Genomic DNA, 17,944 nt, shown 5'->3' with positions numbered 1-17,944 from the left:
TTATTGACCGGCCACTGGCGGAAGCACGACCAGCTCCGGTGTCACCACAGCGCCGGGGCGGGCGCGGACAATGCCTGAAACAACAATGGTTTCACTGCCAGTCAGCCCTTCACGGATTACACGGTACCCATCCACTTTCGGCCCGGGCAGAACAGGTCTTGGGCTGACGTTGCCTGCTTCATCAACCATCATCACCAGTCGGCGATTCTGGTCGGCAACAATAGCATTGTCAGGCACAAGAATACCCTCGTAGGGTAATGATCCCGGCACGCTCACACGCCCGAAAAGGCCCGGGGTCAATACACCTTCTGCATTGCCCAGAACGGCGCGGATGCGCATTGTACCAGTTGCAGGATCAATCCGATTTTCAGAAAAATCCAGGTGCCCGGAGATGGGCGGAATACTTTCATCGGACAGCGTAACTACAACTTCCAATCCGCCGCCGCCTTCTTGCAGCGTAGTCCCGCGCGTGCGGGCGTCCCTTGCGTAAGACAGATAATACCGTTCATCGATATCAAAGAAAAAATAGATGGGATCATGCGAAACGATGGTGGTCAGAATTGTCGCATTCGCATTTACCAAGTTTCCCACATCCAGAAGTTTCTGGTCGATGCGTCCCGAAATTGGCGCCCGGATTTCCGCATAATCGTAGTCAATCTGCGCACGCTCCAGAGCGGCTTTCGCTTGTTCAAGGTTGCCTCGGGCCTCAAGATGTCTCTCGCGACGCTCATCCACAACACTCTGAGAAATATTGCCGTTCTGGATCAGTGACTCGGCACGGGAGAGTTGCCCTTTGCTGAAATCAAAAGAAGCCTCAGCGATGTCGATTTGTGCCTCTGCCTGAAGCAGGGCCGTCTGAAACTCGCGTTTATCAATGGAAAACAGCAGTTCCCCGGCCTCGACCAATGTACCATCTTTGAAATGAACGCTGTCCAGATAACCGGTAACGCGTGAGCGTACTTCCACTCTTTCAAGCGCATCGAAACGGCCAACGAATTCATCGTGTTCGACAATTGTCTTCACAACCGGTTTCGCCACGGTAACTGGAGGGGGCGCTTGTTGGGCACTCACACTTTGAAAAGTCTGTAAGGTTAACAAAGCTGTCGCGAGGAACAGAATTTTTCGCATATCAATCCGATTGTCTTGTTTGCAGGTGAGTCGGCCTGGTTACTACTACTCCTTAACTGAATTTCAGTAAGCAACAACCTGAAGCATCGTATTTTTTCGTTGATCACACTTTTCTAATGCGTTGCTCGCCGGGCTGCAGGCGCTGAAGCGCAAATGTTGCTCAAGCGCCGCGTTTTGCGGCGATCCGGCGGCAGGTCGGGTCGCTTACTGGATATCACCGGCGAAGCCCGCGGATTTCAGTCGATCTATCTCGTGGGACGTGTGTTTCGGTGCGTGTAACACTCACGTGCCAGACTCTGTTTTAGCCAATCAGGCAGGGCGATCCTGCGCCCCAAAGAGCTAATCTGTCGAAATGAGGTTCGACAGCTCGGCTGCAGCGGTGCGCATAACCGGTAAAAACGAAACAGCCTGATCAAGGGGCAAACGCTGTACGGGGGCATGGAACGACAGGGTTGAAAGCAAACGCCCGTTTGATTCAACGATCGGCACAGCAACGGCAATCATGTCGTCCATGAATTCTTCATTGTCAGTTGAAAAGCCCTGCTTGCGTATCTGGGAAATTTCCTGGTGAAGAGCCTGAGGCGAAGTGAGGGTTTGTTCTGTGTGCGCAGTCATTGTTGTTGCGTTCAGATAGCTTTCAAGATGCCTGTCATCCAGTGAACTCAGGTAAAGTTTGCCGCTTGCCGTGCAGTAAAACGGTACGCGTGTACCAACTGGCAACTGGATTCGAAGCGGCCATTTGGTTTCGATCCGGTCGAGATAGATCATCGCATCACGATCAGGCAATGCGATGTTGCAGGTCTCGCCTATTTCCTCTGCAAGGCGCGACAGAATTGCGATGCGCGCCGTACGCACCCTTAGCGAAGAAAGTATTCCAGTAGAAAGGGTTCGCATTCTAAGACCGGGTGTATAACCACGCCCATCAATTTCGCGCTGGATAAAGCCTTCGTCCTCTAACGTTGCAAACAAGCGGTGAATTGTTGGCTTTGGTAACCCAAGCCCCTCATTCACCTCGGTCGGCGTTACAGGGACGCCTGCAGTTGCAATAGCCTCAAGAACCAGCAATGGGCGCAGATTGGTTGGGATACTGTTTTTATCCTCGGCCGTAGCGTCCATCACCATCGTTCATCCCAGTCGGTTGCTGTCTCACCCCCTCTTTATCGTGCGGGTAAGAGTATTGTCGATAGCGCAGGCACCAACGCGACAATGATCCACACCGAAATGAGAGCGACAAGGTAAGGCACCGTGTAACGTAATAGCCGGAAGTACTGCACACCCGTCACCCCGGACGCAACATAAAGGTTCAGACCGTAAGGCGGCGTGATAAACCCAATAGATGCACCAACTAGGAAAATAACTGCGGGTTGCACAGGCTCGACACCGACCGAAGCTGCGATTGGCGCAAGGATTGGAGCAAGAATAATCGTTACCGGCAAGCTCTCCAATACCATGCCACAGACAAACACAATTGCCATGGATGTGAACAGAACCGCATAGTAGCCGCCCATAGAGGTCACAAAATCACCAATGGTTTGTTGTGCACCAAGTATTGACAGGATTTGCTGCATCACAACCGAAAACGCGATAAATGGGGCAAGAATTCCCGTGATCTGAGCGCTTCGCATCGTAATAGCTGGCAGCTCCATTGGGCCAAAAAATTGCACGGCTTGCCCCGCTCGCCTTAAAAATATCAGAAGAATTCCGGCCAACATCGGAACTCGATATCGATGACGATGACTGCACACTGGATTGGGCGCGCAACTATTCTTCGTCAATTTACCATCCGACGGGCACATGCAAGATGGGGACAACCGGCGACAGCGTTGTGGACGCTCGACTTTGTGTCCATGAGATCACTGGTTTGCGTGTTGCTGATTGTTCGATCATGCCAGAAATCGTTTCCGGCAACGCAAATGCGCCCGCAATCATGATTGGTGAAAAAGACAGCGACCTCATTATTGAAGACAGGAAAAACACGCGCTGAAACCCGGCGCGTGACGCATCTAAGAAAACTTCCGTTGTTACCCCGCCGAGGCGAGAACACCCAAAAGTTCCTCGCTAGAAAGTGCAACTGGGTTTCCTTTCATCGAGGAAGACGCCTGTGCTGCCTCGACAATTTCACCGTGATCCGCCGGCTGAACGCCCATGTCAGACAGACGTGACAAGCCGTTTTGGTGAATCCATACCTCAAACAACTTCAAGGCAACATCTGACTCCTGCGCGCCAGTAAAATTAGAAATACTCTCGTAGACTTCTGAAATGCGCGCGGCGTAGCGTGACTGATCGATCGAAGCTTTGGCATTACAGCGCAAAACATGTGGTAAAAGAGCGCCGCAAATCGCGCCATGCGGTGCCCCGCAGTGGCCGCCGATTACGCCTGCAAATCCGTGGACCGCACCAAGGCCCGAATTTGCGAGCGCCAAGCCACCACAAAGACTTACCCAGGCGATTTCATCGCGCGCGTCGGCATCTTCACCCTCCATCAACCGCCCAAGTGCTGCGAGGCCGCGTGGGATCGCGGGCTTGCACAGCGCATCTGACAATGGCGTCGCCTTACAACTTATGTAGGGCTCTATCACCTGAGTGACAGCGTCCAGTCCGGCTGAAAGAGTTATGCCCCGGGGCAAACCATCGGTCAGGCGTGGGTCGATGATCGCGATATCCGCCATCATCCTGTCATCCCGCAGGCTTACTTTACGTTTTTTCTGCAAGACACTGATCACAGCATTTTTCGTTACTTCCGCACCGGTGCCCGCTGTTGTTGGGATCGCGACAAATGGAAGTGGTTGGCTGTCGAGCTTTTTCCCTGCGCCAACGACTTCCAGATAATCAATCGCCTGCCCCATCGCTGGCATCAAGGCCGCGACAGCTTTGCCAAGATCAATCGCTGACCCGCCGCCTACCGAAACGATGACATCTGGCTTAATAGCGCGCGCAACATCAACTGCGGTTTCAAGCAGCATTAACGAAGGCTCGTCCGGGCAGGAAAGACAACTCACGTCACCACCCTGTTCTAATATGTCATTCAACAGCCATTCGGTCCGCGAATGCGAAGCGCCATGAACGACCATTACGGTTGAACCAAACGCTGTAATCAGATTTGCGGCGTGTTTCGATTGCCCGGACCCAAACAGAATTTTTCCTGCGGTTGAGAATGAGAATGGCTGAGTACCCTCGGACATCGTCAAACGCTCAACGTTGCATTGACTGCACGTTTCCATGCCGCATATTTCGTTTCTCGCACATCGTCATTCATAGCCGGGTGAAACTGCCGCTCAAGCGCCCATGTTTCTGAGAATCCTTCCTTGTCCGGATAAATTCCTGCACGCATACCTGCGAGCCACGCTGCACCAAGTGCCGTTGTCTCGAGCACCTCTGGGCGATCAACCGCCGCGCCTATGATGTCCGAAAGGAATTGCATAGCCCAGTTGTTCGCGCTCATCCCACCGTCAACACGCAGCACGGCGGAACCGCTGCCATGCCAATCAGCGGTCATAGCCTCAAGTAAGTCGCGGGTCTGAAACCCAACGCTTTCAAGCGCTGCGCGTGCAAATTCTGCCGGGCCGGAGTTTCGTGTCAGGCCATAAACCGCACCGCGACATTCCGCATTCCAATAAGGCGCGCCCAATCCGGTAAACGCGGGAACCAGAATTACAGATTGCGAGTCATCGGCAGATTCAGCTAACTTTTGAGTTTCTTTTGCATTTTCAATTATCTGCAAGCCATCGCGCAGCCATTGAACGACCGCCCCAGCAATAAAGATTGAGCCTTCCAAAGCATAGGTTGGCTTCCCGTCAAGCTGATACGCAATTGTCGTCAGCAAGCGATTGTTTGAGACAACAGGCGTGTCACCGGTGTTCAGCAATGCAAAACACCCGGTTCCGTAGGTGGATTTCATCATGCCCGGCTTAAAACATGCTTGTCCTACGGTAGCGGCTTGTTGGTCCCCGGCCACTCCGAGTATCGAAATTCCGGCCCCTAGAAGATCGGCCTGTGTCGTTCCGAAATCGGCTGCGCAATCCTTAACCTCTGGCAGCATCGCCATTGGAATATCGAGCAACGCGCAAATACTGCTGCTCCACCTTCCTTTGCGAATATCATAAAGCAGGGTGCGCGCGGCATTTGTCGCATCGGTCACATGTGAATTGCCCCCGGTCAGCTTCCAGATCAAGAAGCTGTCGACGGTGCCAAACAGCAATTCACCTTTTGCCGCACGGTTCCGGGCGCCGTCGACATTATCCAATATCCATTTCAGCTTTGTGCCCGAAAAATACGGGTCGAGCAAAAGTCCGGTCTTTTCCGTCACCATCAGCTCATGCCCGTCAGCACGCAACGCGTGGCACATATCGGCGGTACGCCGGTCTTGCCAGACAATTGCATTGTGAATGGGTTGGCCTGTTGTGCGGTCCCAGACAAGCGTTGTTTCGCGCTGATTGGTAATACCGATTGCAGCTATGTCTGATGCGGAAATCTTCGCGCGTTCTATTGCGTCGCGGCAGGTCTCAATTGTCGTATTCCAAATATCTGATGGGTCATGCTCTACCCACCCCGAAGCAGGGTAATATTGTGGAAATTCTTTCTGGGCAACCGAGACGATTTTCATCTTCGCGTCAAACAGAATGGCGCGGCTGGATGTCGTTCCCTGATCAATTGCGAAGATGTAGCTCATGTCGCTGTACTTTTTTCTAATGCCAAAATGTACGCACGATCACACCGAGGCGTAACCGTTTCACAACAAAACAAACTTATCGGCGCAGAAGACAATATTCTCTGCACAAAGAAAAGGTAGGCCGGGGCATTTTTTCACGCCCCGGCCTTCATTTTTAGTTCCAGGATGCGATCAGTTCATCGTAGCCAATCGTAACCGGGGTTTCACGCTCGTTTTCCAGACGCGCTTTTGGCGAACCAGGCTTTGCCAGCCATTCGGCAGGATCAACCTCATCATTCAGCACCGGGCCAAGGTCGCCCTGAACGCCGGAACGCTCAAGCCGTGACAACACGCGCTCTTGTTCTGAGCAGAGTGAATCCAGTGCTTCCTGTGCTGTTTTAGCGCCTGAAGACGCGTCGCCAATGTTCTGCCACCAAAGCTGCGCGAGCTTTGGATAATCAGGAACGTTGGTGCCAGTTGGTGACCAAGCAACACGTGCAGGCGACCGATAGAATTCAATCAGACCGCCAAGGTTAGGTGCACGTTCGGTAAAGCTGTCATGGTTAATAGTGGATTCACGAATGAACGTCAGACCCGTGTGCGCTTTTTTCACGTCCACAGTTTTTGACACCACGAACTGAGCATAGAGCCACGCAGCCTGTGCGCGATCAACCGGGGTAGATTTCATCAGCGTCCAGGAACCCGCATCCTGATAGCCAACTTTCATACCCTCTTCCCAGTACGACCCATGCGGGGATGGGGCCATCCGCCAACGGGGTGAACCATCATCGTTCAGGACAGCCTCGGCACCTTCGCCAACAAGGCTCGCGGTGAACGCAGTGTACCAGAACATTTGCTGGGCAATTGCACCCTGTGATGGCACTGGGCCAGCTTCAGAGAACACCATACCAGCAGCAGCAGGTGGCGCGTAGTTTGTCAGCCAGTTCGTGTAGCTTTCAATCGCATAAACGGCTGCCGGGGAGTTTGTCGCCCCGCCGCGTGCCACACAGGAGCCGACGGGCTGGGAGTTTTCGTTTACACGAATGCCCCATTCGTCAACCGGCAGGCCGTTTGGTTCGCCAATGTCACCCATGCCAGCCATGGACATCCACGCATCGGTAAAGCGCCAGCCAAGTGACGGGTCTTTCTTACCGTAATCCATGTGGCCAAAGACGGTTTCGCCATTGATCTCGCGCCCCGTAAAGAAGGCAGCAATATCCTCATAGGCAGACCAGTTGACTGGCACGCCCAGATCGTAACCATATTCGGCTTTGAAGTCTGCCATGATTGCCGGATCTGTGAACCAGTCATAGCGGAACCAGTAAAGATTCGCGAATTGCTGGTCTGGAAGCTGATAAAGCTTGCCATCTGGCCCGGTGGTGAACTGGGTGCCAATAAAGTCATCAACGTCAAGAGTTGGCAAGGTTACACCCGCACCTTCGCCCGCCATCCAGTCGGTCAGGTTACGCACTTGCTGATAGCGCCAGTGAGTACCGATCAGGTCAGAGTCGTTGATATAGGCATCATAGATGTTTTCACCTGATTGCATTTGGGTCTGAAGTTTCTCAACAACATCACCTTCACCGATCAGGTCATGAGTGACCTTGATGCCGGTAATTTCTTCAAATGCTTTTGCCAGAACTTCGGATTCGTAAACATGGGTCGCAATCGTTTCAGAAACGACGTTGATTTCCATACCCTGATACGGCGCTGCCGCGTCAACGAACCATTGCATCTCTGCTTCTTGCTCTGCACGGCTCAGTGCCGACATTTCGCCAATTTCTGAATCCAGAAAGGCGAGCGCTGCATTCATGTCGGCAAAGGCCGGCGATCCAAGGATCGTCAGTGCCAAGCCAACAGCGGCGGTGGATTTAAATCGAAAGTTCATTTTTTCCTCCCAAATACTCCGATTTCATTGACGACTGGCCAGCCTCATACCGGCCCGTCGCATTCCTTTGCCCCGTCACACCCAGCGAAACACTGCTGCGGCATAAACCAGGCATACAATCAGCGCGCCCCATTGGGGTGCACTGACCAGTCCAAGCCAGGCCAGATTGATAAAGGCCGAGCCTAATAACGTAATGAAAAGACGATCTCCGCGTGTTGTTTCGATCCGCAAAACACCCATGCGCGGCGTTTCAGGGTATTTGATCGCCAGCACCGTAAAAAGAACGAGCAGACAAGCGATTGTACAAAAGAAAATTGCTGTCGGTAGTGTCCAGGCCATCCATGCCATAGGTCTGTTCCTTTCCTATACGCGACCGAGGGCAAAGCCCTTGGCGATGTAGTTTCGGACAAAGTAGATAACGAGCGCCCCCGGTACGATGGTCAGCACACCCGCAGCAGCAAGCACGCCCCAGTCTTGCCCGGCGGCCCCTGCAGTGCGGGTCATGATTGCAGAGATTGGCTTTGCTGCGACGGACGTCAGAGTACGGCTCAACAAAAGTTCAACCCAGCTGAACATAAAGCAAAAGAACGCTGCGACCCCAATACCAGACGCAATGAGCGGCATGAAGATTTTCACGAAGAACCGGCCAAAACTGTAGCCGTCGATATAGGCGGTTTCGTCAATTTCCTTTGGAACACCGCGCATGAACCCTTCCATGATCCAGACCGCAAGCGGAACATTGAACAGGCAGTGCGCCAACGCCACCGCAATATGCGTGTCAAACAGCCCGACAGAACTGTAGAGCTGGAAAAACGGCAAAGCGAACACTGCAGGCGGTGCCATCCGATTGGTCAGAAGCCAGAAAAACAGGTGTTTATCACCCATGAAGGTATAGCGACTAAACGCATAGGCTGCAGGCAACGCAACCGCGATAGAAATCACTGTGTTCAAAACCACATAGATCAATGAGTTGACGTAACCCATGTACCATGTCTGGTCCGTGAGGATCGTCGCATAATTCGCAAATGTCAGGCTATTTGGCCAAAGCGTGAGCGCCCCAAGAATTTCACTGTTGGTCTTCAGGCTCATGTTCAGCAGCCAATAGATCGGCAGCAACAGGAAGGTAAGGTAAAGCACCATCACCACAACGTTGCCCTTGATCTTTGGCAGGGCAATGCCACGCGAGGCCGTTTTGTTCAAACTTGCATCAGCCATCACACACCATCCCTTTTGTCGAGGTTTGTCATCACAGTGTAAAACACCCAGGATATCAGCAGGATCACGAGGAAATACATCAGCGAGAACGCTGCGGCCGGCCCAAGATCAAACTGCCCAAGCGCCATTTTCACGAGGTCGATCGACAGGAAGGTCGTGGCATTTCCCGGCCCACCCCCAGTGACAACGAAGGGTTCCGTATAAATCATGAAGCTGTCCATGAACCGCAGCAAAATAGCGATCAGAAGCACACCCTGCATCTTTGGCAGTTCGATGTAGCGAAACACCTTCCAGCGGCTTGCCTGATCAATCTTTGCCGCTTGGTAATAAGCGTCAGGAATGGATTGGAGTCCGGCATACGCGAGCAACGCGACAAGCGATGTCCAATGCCAGACATCCATAACTACAACCGTTGCCCAGGCCGCGAAACTGTCTTGGGTATAGTTATATGCAATCCCTAGGGCGTCGAGCGTGTAACCGAGCAGGCCAATATCAACCCGGCCAAAAATCTGCCAGATGGTGCCAACCACGTTCCACGGTATCAACAGAGGCAGGGCCATCAGTACAAGGCACACCGAGGCCCAAAACCCCTTTTTCGGCATGTTGAGGGCGACAAAAATACCTAACGGCACTTCGATCGCCAGAATGATCATCGAAAAGGCAATCTGACGACCCAGAGCGTTGTGCAGCCGTTCTGATTCAAGAAGCTCCTTGAACCACTCCAGACCCGCCCAATAGAACTGGTTGTTCCCGAAAGTGTCCTGCACGGAGTAATTTACCACGGTCATCAGCGGTATAACCGCGGAAAAGGCGACCAGCAAAAGAACTGGAAGCACCAGAAACCAGGCTTTTTGATTAACGGTTTTTTCCATTATGCGGCCTCCCCAGCAGGACTTGCCTGCGTGCCCATCGGCTCTACACGCCAATCATTTGCGTAAACATTGATATGCGCGGCCTCAAAAGTGACGCGGTTCATATCCGCGCCAATCTCTGCACCTTCGCCTGCAATAACATTGATTTCATTCTCGAAAAAATCGGCACGAACAATCTTGTGGCGGCCCACATCCTCCACCCGGCGAATTTTTATGGGCAACCCAGTGCCATTGCTGGACAGTGAAGCAAATTCAGGCCGTACACCAATTTCAACTTTCCCGTCGGGCACGCTGTACCCGGCACCAAGGTCTACTTCGGTCCCTTCTATGTAAGCGGTTGATCCATCAACCGTGGCAGCAAGAACATTCATCCCCGGCGAGCCAATGAAGTACCCGACAAAGGTATGCGCTGGTGTTTCAAACAACTCTTGCGGCGTGCCGATTTGCACAACACGACCGTCGTACATGACAACAACCTTGTCAGCAAAGGTCAGTGCTTCGGTCTGGTCATGCGTCACATAGATCATTGTATGCCCAAATTCGTGGTGCAAAGACTTTAGCTGGGTCCGCAGTTCCCACTTCATGTGAGGGTCAATTACCGTCAAAGGCTCGTCGAACAACAATGCGTTTACATCTTCACGCACCATGCCCCGCCCAAGGCTGATCTTCTGCTTTGCATCAGCAGTCAGGCCACGCGCCTTGTGATTAAGCTCCCCCTCCATCCCAATCATCTTGGCAATGTGTTGAACGCGATCCTGAATGTAGCTTGCGTCCGCACCACGGTTGCGTAAGGGAAATGCAAGGTTATCGCGCACTGTCATCGTGTCGTAGACCACCGGGAACTGAAAAACCTGCGCAATGTTGCGCGCGGCCGTTGGCTCTGACGTGACATCGCGATCATTGAACAGGATGCGCCCCTGTGAGGGATGTAACAGGCCAGAAATAATGTTCAGCAAGGTGGATTTACCACAGCCAGAAGCCCCTAGAAGTGCGTAGGCTTCGCCATCGACCCAGTCGTGGTTCAACTCTTTCAGTGCGTAGTCATCTTCGCTCTGCGGATTGGGCAGGTAAGAATGCGCCAGATTGTCGAGTGTGATCTTCGCCATAACCGTTTCCTCCTCAAGCCGCCAGCGCGTAGGACGCAGGCGCGACGAGGCCACCATCCTCGGCAAAAATGTAAACATGCGACGGGTCCAGATAGACAGTTAGTGCGCTACCTAGCTCAAGGTCGCGCACACCGTGAATCAACCCGACCCACCGTTCGCCCTGATGTGTGAGATGGACAAAGGTTTCTGACCCGGTGATCTCTGTCACGTTCAGATGTGCGTTGAACTTCAAGGCGTTATCACGCTTTTGTTCGAGCTTAACGTGATTAGGCCGGAACCCTGCCACATAGCGCCCGTCTGCAAGCTCAGCAAGCGCGCCCGTCGCCGCCGTTGATTGCCCATCACCAAACAGAAGTTTGGTTCCGGCCTTTGAAATCTGCAGAAAATTCATTGGAGGGTCAGAAAATACCCGCGCCGTCGTAGCATCAACAGGTTTGCGGTAGACCGATGGCGTTAGGCCAAATTGCGTTACACGCCCTTCCCACAGGGTTGCGGTGTTCCCTCCCAACAGCAAAGCCTCTTCAGGTTCTGTTGTGGCATAGACAAAGATCGACCCGGCCTCTTCAAATATCTTGGGAATCTCCGCGCGCAATTCTTCACGCAGCTTGTAGTCAAGATTTGCGAGCGGCTCATCGAGTAAAACAAGCCCCGCATCCTTCACCAAGGCCCGCGCCAGCGCACAACGCTGCTGCTGACCGCCCGACAATTCAAGCGGTTTGCGGTCCAGCAATGGTGTGAGTTGCATCAGGTCGGCAGTTTTTTGAACAGCAGCATTTATCTCTGCGTTCGTTTTGCCCAGCAGGCGCATGGGCGACGCGATATTATCATAGACTGTCATTGAGGGGTAATTGATGAACTGTTGATAGACCATCGCGACCTTGCGGTCCTGAACGCGCATACCGGTTACATCTTCGCCATGCCACAGAATGCGGCCAGTTGTCGGTACATCCAGACCTGCCATTAGGCGCATCAACGAAGTTTTCCCGGACAAGGTAGACCCAAGCAGTACGTTCATTGTACCGTTTTGCAACGTAAGATCAGTGGGTTGTATATGGGTCATACCATTTAAAACCTTTGATACCCCCTCAAGAACCAGAGTCATTGTTCTCTCCTATCGCTCTCATACTGCGGCCGATACGCGTCGACTGGAGTGCAGAGCGCCCTTCATCCATTTGTTCAACTTAACGACTTCAGCCTTGCTCATCCGCAAGCCCAGCTTTGAGCGGCGCCAGATAACATCTTCGGCGGTTCGGGCGTATTCCCGCTCCATCAACCATATCACTTCGCGCTCTGTCAGGGTTGCGCCAAATGCGACACCCATATCATCCACAGTTTCAGCACTGCTCAGTATTTCGCGTGCTTCGGTGCCATAGGCTTTGACAAGACGGCGTGCCCAAAAATCGTCAAGGAAGGCGTAATCCTTTTTCAGGCCTGCAGTCAGGTCCGCGACCCCGTTCACCGCAAAATCCCCGCCCGGTAGCGCAACACCTGCTGTCCAGTTTCCGGTCGCCTTTGGAAAAAATGGTGTGATTTTCGCCAATGCGCCCTCTGCCAAACGACGGTAGGTGGTTATTTTTCCGCCAAAGACGTTCAGTAACGGCGCCCCGGCATCTGTGTTCAGTTTCAGCACATAATCTCGGGTCGCCGCCGTTGCTGAATTTGCACCATCGTCATAAAGTGGGCGAACACCAGAATAGGTCCAGATAATGTCTTCTTTTTCGACCGGCTTTTTTAAGTAGTTCGAAGCAAAACTTCGCAGATAATCCGCTTCTTCAGGTGTGCACTCGGGTTTTTCTTCCGGGTCGTCATGCTCCGCGTCCGTCGTTCCGATTAACGTGAAATCAGTTTCATAAGGAATTGCAAAAATGATCCTGCCGTCTTCACCCTGAAAGAAGTAGCATTTGTCGTGATCAAACAGCTTGCGCGTCACAATATGGCTCCCCCGAACCAGCCTGACGCTTTCCGACGCATTTAGCCTAAGCGTTTTGGTGATCACGCTTTCGACCCAAGGGCCGCCAGCATTCACAAGCATCTTTGCCCAAACAAACTGAATTTCGTCTGTTACAGCATCGATCAGGGTTATTTTCCAAAGATCGTCCGTTCGCTCTGCCGCGACAACACGCGTACGGGTCATGATCTTGGCACCACGTGATTCCGCATCACGCGCATTCAGGACAACCAACCGCGAATCTTCGATCCAGCAGTCCGAATACTCAAACGCCTTCTTGAATCTGTCTTGCAAAGGTTTCCCAACAGGATCGGTACGCAGGTCTACAGTCGTCGTTGCAGGCAGGATTTTTCGCCCACCCAAAGTATCATACAGAAACAGACCAAATCGTATAAGCCAGGCAGGCCGCCTGCCCTTCATCCATGGCATAAGAACATTCAGGATGCGTGATGTTGGCGTTTCTCCTTCAAAGCGCATATCCCTATGATATGGAAGAACAAAACGCATGGGCCAGCTTATATGTGGCATCGCCCGCAAAAGCGTTTCACGCTCAATCAGTGCTTCCCGGACCAGACGAACTTCAAAGTATTCAAGATAGCGCAAACCACCATGGAAAAGCTTGGTCGAGGCGGAAGACGTTGCTGATGCCAGGTCGTTCATTTCAGCAAGGGACACGCTAAGCCCGCGCCCTGCAGCATCGCGCGCAATTCCGCAGCCATTGATTCCACCGCCGATCACGAAAAGATCGTAAACCTGATGCTGAACTGCCGACAATTGAACAAAGTCCCCCACTTTGCTGAAATATTTGCAATACGAAGCATGTTAATGCGCGGTTTGTCAATTATTATGTTCTTTTTTTTTCGCTTTGATAATTTTTGAACTTTTTACGAAATACATTGCCACCGCCCCTAACCTATTTATTTCAAACCACTATTTTGAAAACCCTGTCACCGAATGTGCGTTTGAGTGCGGATTCAAAGCAGAAATTCGAATTTCTTTTTCTAACCAACTTAGAAAAAGAGTTTAATTGCAGTGAAGAATTGATACGAATGTCATAAAAGGGAACCGCTAGAAAGGCCCCTATGGCACAGAGTTTTCGACAACCCGACATTCTAGAAATCGCCCGCACAGAGGGAAAAGTCACAGTTGAAGGCCTTGCTGAAAGGTTTGAAGTGACGGTTCAAACAATCCGGCGCGACCTGAGTGATCTCGCGAATGAAGGAAAGCTTGAGCGCGTTCACGGTGGGGCGATCCTGCGATCAGGGGTATCCAATATCGGGTATGAAGACCGGCGCGGGTTAAATGACGAAGCGAAAAAAGATATCGCACAGCGTTGCGCGAAGGCTATTCCTGACGGCGCGTCTTTGTTTCTGAACATCGGCACAAGCACCGAAGCGGTCGCACGTGAACTACTGCACCACCTTAACATCATGGTTGTCACTAATAATATGAATGTTGCCAATATCTTGGTCGCCAACCCTGATTGTCAGATCATGGTAGCGGGCGGGATGTTGCGACGCTCGGATGGAGGGTTGGTTGGCGATTTGACGGCGCGTGTGATCGAACAGTTCAAGGTTGACTATGCCGTGATAGGGTGTTCAGCCATGGATGAGGACGGCGACATATTGGATTTTGATGTCCAGGAGGTTGGCGTCAGTAAAGCAATCATTCGTCAGTCCAGAAAAACATTCCTTGTGTCGGATCACTCCAAATTTTCACGCAGCGCCCCTGCGCGCATTGCATCGCTTAGCGAAGTAGACTCGCTATTCACAGACAAACCGCTTTCAGAAACGCTTACGAAACGGTGCGTCGAATGGGGCACAGAGATCTATACGCGCTGAGCTTTACACAAAATGTTACGCTAATGCGCCCGAGTAACTTGGTCGGGGCGATCGCATTGCCCACAACTCGGTCTCTCAATTTCAACTAAAATTTGATGCTTTACGTTTGGTCAAAAAAAATTACCACCTGAGGTTGTATTTTTGATTTGACCATTCTATGGCTAGAGTAGAAAGGAATATTTTTTGTGAATACCGAAAAATATCGAACCTACTTTCGCTGCGACCCTTTTCGATTGGGTAAAATTTTTTCTTTCAAAAATCCTTTACTGACATCTCTGGACTTCATTGAAGGATCAAACCCGTAATGACTTATCTCTCGCTTTGGAGCCTTGCCGCCATCATTGTTGTGACTTTATGTTTGGGACTGCTTTTTCGCCTAAAGCAACGCAACAAACAGCTTTCCAAAGCTTTGAAAGCCTGCGAATCCAGCTTTCAGACCGAGAAAAATAAAACCTCATCTCAGTCAGCTTCAAAGGTTGGTGGCTGGGAATTTGATTATCAGAGTCGCGAGCTTTCCTGGGACACGCATACAAAAACAATCCATGATGTTGATGAAACATTCAGACCGACACTTAAAAAGGCTTTTCGGTTTTTGACACCAAGCTCTCGCAGGCTTTTGTTCCCCGCGATAAAAAAGGCAAAAGAGCAAATCGCTCCTTTTGACAAGGAGGTCCGGCTGGTCACCGCTGGTGGGCGCCACATTTGGGTTCGTATTTTAGGTCAACCCATTCTGGAGAATGGCATTTTGTCCAAATTTTCCGGCGTTTTTCAGGACGTAAGTCAATACAGACGTTTGCAGGATGAACTGCGCCTTGCTGCTGTGACCGATCAGTTGACAGGATTGATAAACCGACGTGGGTTGCACGAGTATCTGAACGAGCTAAACAAATCGGATCAGCACTCGCGCCATGCTGTTCTTGCAATAGATCTGGATAACTTCAAATCTGTTAATAACACCTCTGATCACGAAACCGGTGACAATCTCCTTCGCCATTGCGCAAAAATTCTTACGTCAGAAGCGGGTGATGCTGATTTGGTTGCTCGGATCGCCGGCGATGAGTTTGTGATCGTTCTCAAAGATGCAAACGACCGAGCGCAGACGAAACAGCTCGCTCTGTGCTTGATGAGAAAGCTGTCTAAACCAGTTGAGATTGATGGAAGATGCTGCCGGATCAGTGCGAGTATTGGTATAAAATTTTGGGATAAAACGGCAGAGCCAACCCTGAAACGCGTGTTGATAGATGCTGATATAGCCTTACGCCAAGCCAAGCGTGAAGGCAGAAGCCGATACCGTTTTTTCAAAGACAGTATGCGACAGCAGATTGAACGAAACTCCACGTTGGCCGAGGAGATCCGGGAAGGGTTACGGCGCGACGAATTCGCGCCTTTCTTCCAACCTCAGATCAACATTCGTACGCGTACGCTAAACGGGTATGAAGCTTTGCTTCGCTGGAAACATCCTTCGCGCGGTTGGCTGGAACCCGAAGATTTCATTCACGCAGCAAAAGATGCAGACCTACTGGATAATCTCGACAGACAAATGCTGCTGAAAAGCAGCCAGTCTCTCGCGCACCTGCAGGCACTGGGGCTACCTGCCCCGCAAATCAGTATCAACATGTCAAATTCCAGGTTGAGCGATTCCAAGGTCGTTGACAATTTGATCGACGTCGTCAAAGCGCAAGGTTTGCACCCCCATCAGATTGCCCTCGAAATTCTGGAAACGGTTTTTCTGGATGATCCCGCCGGACATATTGCAAAAAATGTACATGAGCTTTCGGCAGCGGGTTTTTCCGTGGAACTGGATGATTTTGGAACCGGGCACGCCTCAATTTCCAGTTTACGTAAATTCCCGGTCGACCGGATCAAGATAGACAGAAGCTTCGTATCGGGAATTGACCAAGACAAAAGCCTTGAAGAATTAATAGGTGCCATCGTGCATCTTGCGAAGAAACTAAACCTTACTGTCATTGCAGAGTGTGTCGAAACCGACGCAGAACTAGCAGTTCTTACCGCAATGGGATGTGACTGTGCCCAAGGATTTTATTTCGCACCTGCAATGCCGCTGGCCGAGCTTGAAAATTGGTTATCAAGTGAAACCCAATTCACGTCCCAAGCGCGTTAAAATTTCCGCAATTGCATTTCTTTTCGCTTTAGACTCGAAACAATAAAGCAGCGTTGTTTGCGAACCACGTCATTCAGCGCTTGAGGAAGGGGGCGCGCACGAGGCATATTGTGCGCAACAGTCGCGGCAAGGCCAAATGCCCGAAGGACGCCAGTAAAGGCAAAGAGGCAAGCAATGTTAGAAAAAATAGACCCACTCCAATCTGTTCTGGCATCGCTCAGATGTTTTCAGGACGGGCTGGAACAAATGCAGGCGGAGCTCACAAAAAACGGCAATGGTGACGTAATCTCCGATACGGCGCGCCTGATCCTAGAAATGAAGGGGCGGCTGATCCTGTCTGGCGTTGGGAAAAGTGGCCATATCGCGCGCAAACTTGCTGCAACATTTTCTTCAACCGGCACCCCTGCCTATTTCGTGCACCCGGCTGAAGCCAGCCATGGTGACTTGGGTGTCATACAGGACAATGACGTCGTTTTGTTGATGTCATGGTCTGGTGAAACCCGCGAACTTTCAGATGTTGTTGCCTATTGCGCGCGCTTTGATGTTCCCATGATTTCGATCACAGGAAATAGCGAAAGTACGCTCGCACGTAAAACGCAGTACCCAATCATCCTGCCCCACGCAGAAGAGGCATGCCCGCACAATCTGGCTCCCACAACATCAACATTGTTGCAATTGGCTATGGGCGACGCCTTGGCAGTTACATTGCTTCGGATGCGCGGTTTTTCCGAAGAAAGTTTTCGGAATTTTCATCCCGGCGGCAAGCTCGGTTCCGTGCTGCAGCCAATCAGTGAGCTCATGTTTAAGGGTGATCAGCTACCACTCGTCGAAATGGATGCACCTATCATCGAAGTCATCTCTGAAATTTCAAACAAAGGGTTTGGCATCGTCGGGATGCGAGACGTGGGTGGTAATCTGGTTGGTGTCATCACGGATGGCGATATCAGACGCTACCTTGAAAGCAATGCCTCTGGCACAATGAAGTCAGTGATCTGGAAGGCCACAGCCGCAAGCCTGATGACACCGGGCGGCGTGAGACTTGAGCCCGAGCGGCTAAGTGCGCGCGCCCTGAATATCCTGCAAAAAAACAAGATTTCTGCTGCTTTTGTTGTTGAAGACAGCAAGCCGGTCGGGCTTGTCACAGTATTACAGCTTCTGCAACGTGGTGTCGCCTGA

At 51.6% G+C, this 17,944-nt stretch carries 14 protein-coding genes and 2 pseudogenes; 4 read left to right on the top strand and 12 right to left on the bottom strand.

Features of this window, described 5'->3' with window-relative positions; translation table 11 throughout:
• The 3 genes and pseudogenes from MWU63_RS07360 to MWU63_RS07350 form a co-directional block, all read right to left on the bottom strand.
• Positions 1-1,128: an efflux RND transporter periplasmic adaptor subunit gene (locus tag MWU63_RS07360; RefSeq protein ID WP_213888485.1), complete on the bottom strand. Its 1,128-nt coding sequence runs from the start codon at positions 1,126-1,128 to the stop codon at positions 1-3.
• 339 nt (positions 1,129-1,467) lie between these two features.
• Positions 1,468-2,244, bottom strand: coding sequence for an IclR family transcriptional regulator (locus MWU63_RS07355; RefSeq protein ID WP_213888725.1), 777 nt, complete (start codon positions 2,242-2,244; stop codon positions 1,468-1,470).
• A gap of 41 nt (positions 2,245-2,285) precedes the next feature.
• Positions 2,286-2,783 (bottom strand): annotated as a pseudogene (locus MWU63_RS07350) (TRAP transporter large permease subunit); the annotation flags it as partial.
• On the opposite strand from MWU63_RS07350, the pseudogene MWU63_RS07345 reads away from it, so the two are divergent.
• A pseudogene (locus tag MWU63_RS07345) lies at positions 2,774-3,112 on the top strand (GMC oxidoreductase); the annotation flags it as partial. The pseudogenes MWU63_RS07350 and MWU63_RS07345 sit on opposite strands and share 10 nt — an antisense overlap.
• 37 nt (positions 3,113-3,149) lie before the next feature.
• On the opposite strand, the gene MWU63_RS07340 reads toward MWU63_RS07345, so the two are convergent.
• The 9 genes from MWU63_RS07340 to glpD all read right to left on the bottom strand — a co-directional run bounded on the left by MWU63_RS07340 (position 3,150) and on the right by glpD (position 13,579).
• Positions 3,150-4,310 carry an iron-containing alcohol dehydrogenase gene (locus MWU63_RS07340; protein WP_213888486.1) on the bottom strand — a complete coding sequence of 387 codons (1,161 nt, stop codon included), beginning with the start codon at positions 4,308-4,310 and terminating at the stop codon, positions 3,150-3,152.
• A 2-nt stretch (positions 4,311-4,312) separates the two neighbouring features.
• Complete coding sequence (gene glpK / locus MWU63_RS07335) at positions 4,313-5,797, bottom strand: glycerol kinase GlpK (RefSeq protein ID WP_247077415.1); 1,485 nt, start codon at positions 5,795-5,797, stop codon at positions 4,313-4,315.
• 154 nt (positions 5,798-5,951) lie between these two features.
• The gene (locus MWU63_RS07330) at positions 5,952-7,664 is read right to left on the bottom strand and encodes an ABC transporter substrate-binding protein (protein ID WP_213888488.1); all 1,713 of its coding nucleotides are present in this window, start codon (positions 7,662-7,664) and stop codon (positions 5,952-5,954) included.
• 75 nt (positions 7,665-7,739) lie between these two features.
• Complete coding sequence (locus MWU63_RS07325; protein ID WP_213888489.1) at positions 7,740-8,012, bottom strand: DUF2160 domain-containing protein; 273 nt, start codon at positions 8,010-8,012, stop codon at positions 7,740-7,742.
• 15 nt (positions 8,013-8,027) lie between these two features.
• Positions 8,028-8,879 carry a carbohydrate ABC transporter permease gene (locus MWU63_RS07320; protein WP_213888490.1) on the bottom strand — a complete coding sequence of 284 codons (852 nt, stop codon included), beginning with the start codon at positions 8,877-8,879 and terminating at the stop codon, positions 8,028-8,030.
• Positions 8,879-9,751, bottom strand: coding sequence for a sugar ABC transporter permease (locus tag MWU63_RS07315; RefSeq protein ID WP_213888491.1), 873 nt, complete (start codon positions 9,749-9,751; stop codon positions 8,879-8,881). The genes MWU63_RS07320 and MWU63_RS07315 overlap by 1 nt, the downstream gene beginning before the upstream one ends.
• On the bottom strand, positions 9,751-10,857 hold the full coding sequence (locus MWU63_RS07310) for an ABC transporter ATP-binding protein (RefSeq protein WP_213888492.1): 1,107 nt from the start codon (positions 10,855-10,857) through the stop codon (positions 9,751-9,753). The genes MWU63_RS07315 and MWU63_RS07310 overlap by 1 nt, the downstream gene beginning before the upstream one ends.
• A 13-nt stretch (positions 10,858-10,870) precedes the next feature.
• Positions 10,871-11,959: an ABC transporter ATP-binding protein gene (locus MWU63_RS07305; protein WP_247077412.1), complete on the bottom strand. Its 1,089-nt coding sequence runs from the start codon at positions 11,957-11,959 to the stop codon at positions 10,871-10,873.
• A gap of 18 nt (positions 11,960-11,977) precedes the next feature.
• On the bottom strand, positions 11,978-13,579 hold the full coding sequence (gene glpD, locus MWU63_RS07300) for a glycerol-3-phosphate dehydrogenase (RefSeq protein ID WP_213888494.1): 1,602 nt from the start codon (positions 13,577-13,579) through the stop codon (positions 11,978-11,980).
• Between the two features lie 308 nt (positions 13,580-13,887).
• Between glpD and MWU63_RS07295 the strand changes: the two genes are divergently transcribed.
• The 3 genes from MWU63_RS07295 (at position 13,888) to MWU63_RS07285 (ending at position 17,944) form a co-directional block, all read left to right on the top strand.
• Complete coding sequence (locus tag MWU63_RS07295) at positions 13,888-14,646, top strand: DeoR/GlpR family DNA-binding transcription regulator (protein ID WP_213888495.1); 759 nt, start codon at positions 13,888-13,890, stop codon at positions 14,644-14,646.
• A gap of 304 nt (positions 14,647-14,950) precedes the next feature.
• Positions 14,951-16,768 carry an EAL domain-containing protein gene (locus MWU63_RS07290; protein WP_247077410.1) on the top strand — a complete coding sequence of 606 codons (1,818 nt, stop codon included), beginning with the start codon at positions 14,951-14,953 and terminating at the stop codon, positions 16,766-16,768.
• 174 nt (positions 16,769-16,942) lie between these two features.
• Positions 16,943-17,944: a KpsF/GutQ family sugar-phosphate isomerase gene (locus MWU63_RS07285; protein ID WP_213888497.1), complete on the top strand. Its 1,002-nt coding sequence runs from the start codon at positions 16,943-16,945 to the stop codon at positions 17,942-17,944.

The sequence above is a fragment of the Pseudohalocynthiibacter sp. F2068 genome, from assembly GCF_023015645.1.
In the GTDB taxonomy this organism is placed as follows: Bacteria; Pseudomonadota; Alphaproteobacteria; order Rhodobacterales; family Rhodobacteraceae; genus Pseudohalocynthiibacter; species Pseudohalocynthiibacter aestuariivivens.
Note: the sequence above shows the minus strand (reverse complement) of the source record. Positions and strands in the feature narration are given on the sequence as shown.

Excerpts from the sequence above, each read along its gene's own strand:
- MWU63_RS07305 (WP_247077412.1), bottom strand. The coding sequence starts at position 11,959 with ATGACTCTGGTTCTTGAGGGGGTATCAAAGGTTTTAAATGGTATGACC.
- MWU63_RS07315 (WP_213888491.1), bottom strand. The coding sequence starts at position 9,751 with ATGGAAAAAACCGTTAATCAAAAAGCCTGGTTTCTGGTGCTTCCAGTT.
- MWU63_RS07330 (WP_213888488.1), bottom strand. The coding sequence starts at position 7,664 with ATGAACTTTCGATTTAAATCCACCGCCGCTGTTGGCTTGGCACTGACG.
- MWU63_RS07310 (WP_213888492.1), bottom strand. The coding sequence starts at position 10,857 with ATGGCGAAGATCACACTCGACAATCTGGCGCATTCTTACCTGCCCAAT.
- MWU63_RS07295 (WP_213888495.1), top strand. The coding sequence starts at position 13,888 with ATGGCACAGAGTTTTCGACAACCCGACATTCTAGAAATCGCCCGCACA.
- glpK (WP_247077415.1), bottom strand. The coding sequence starts at position 5,797 with ATGAGCTACATCTTCGCAATTGATCAGGGAACGACATCCAGCCGCGCC.
- MWU63_RS07290 (WP_247077410.1), top strand. The coding sequence starts at position 14,951 with ATGACTTATCTCTCGCTTTGGAGCCTTGCCGCCATCATTGTTGTGACT.
- MWU63_RS07325 (WP_213888489.1), bottom strand. The coding sequence starts at position 8,012 with ATGGCATGGATGGCCTGGACACTACCGACAGCAATTTTCTTTTGTACA.
- MWU63_RS07355 (WP_213888725.1), bottom strand. The coding sequence starts at position 2,244 with ATGGACGCTACGGCCGAGGATAAAAACAGTATCCCAACCAATCTGCGC.
- MWU63_RS07360 (WP_213888485.1), bottom strand. The coding sequence starts at position 1,128 with ATGCGAAAAATTCTGTTCCTCGCGACAGCTTTGTTAACCTTACAGACT.
- MWU63_RS07320 (WP_213888490.1), bottom strand. The coding sequence starts at position 8,879 with ATGGCTGATGCAAGTTTGAACAAAACGGCCTCGCGTGGCATTGCCCTG.
- MWU63_RS07285 (WP_213888497.1), top strand. The coding sequence starts at position 16,943 with ATGTTAGAAAAAATAGACCCACTCCAATCTGTTCTGGCATCGCTCAGA.
- MWU63_RS07340 (WP_213888486.1), bottom strand. The coding sequence starts at position 4,310 with ATGTCCGAGGGTACTCAGCCATTCTCATTCTCAACCGCAGGAAAAATT.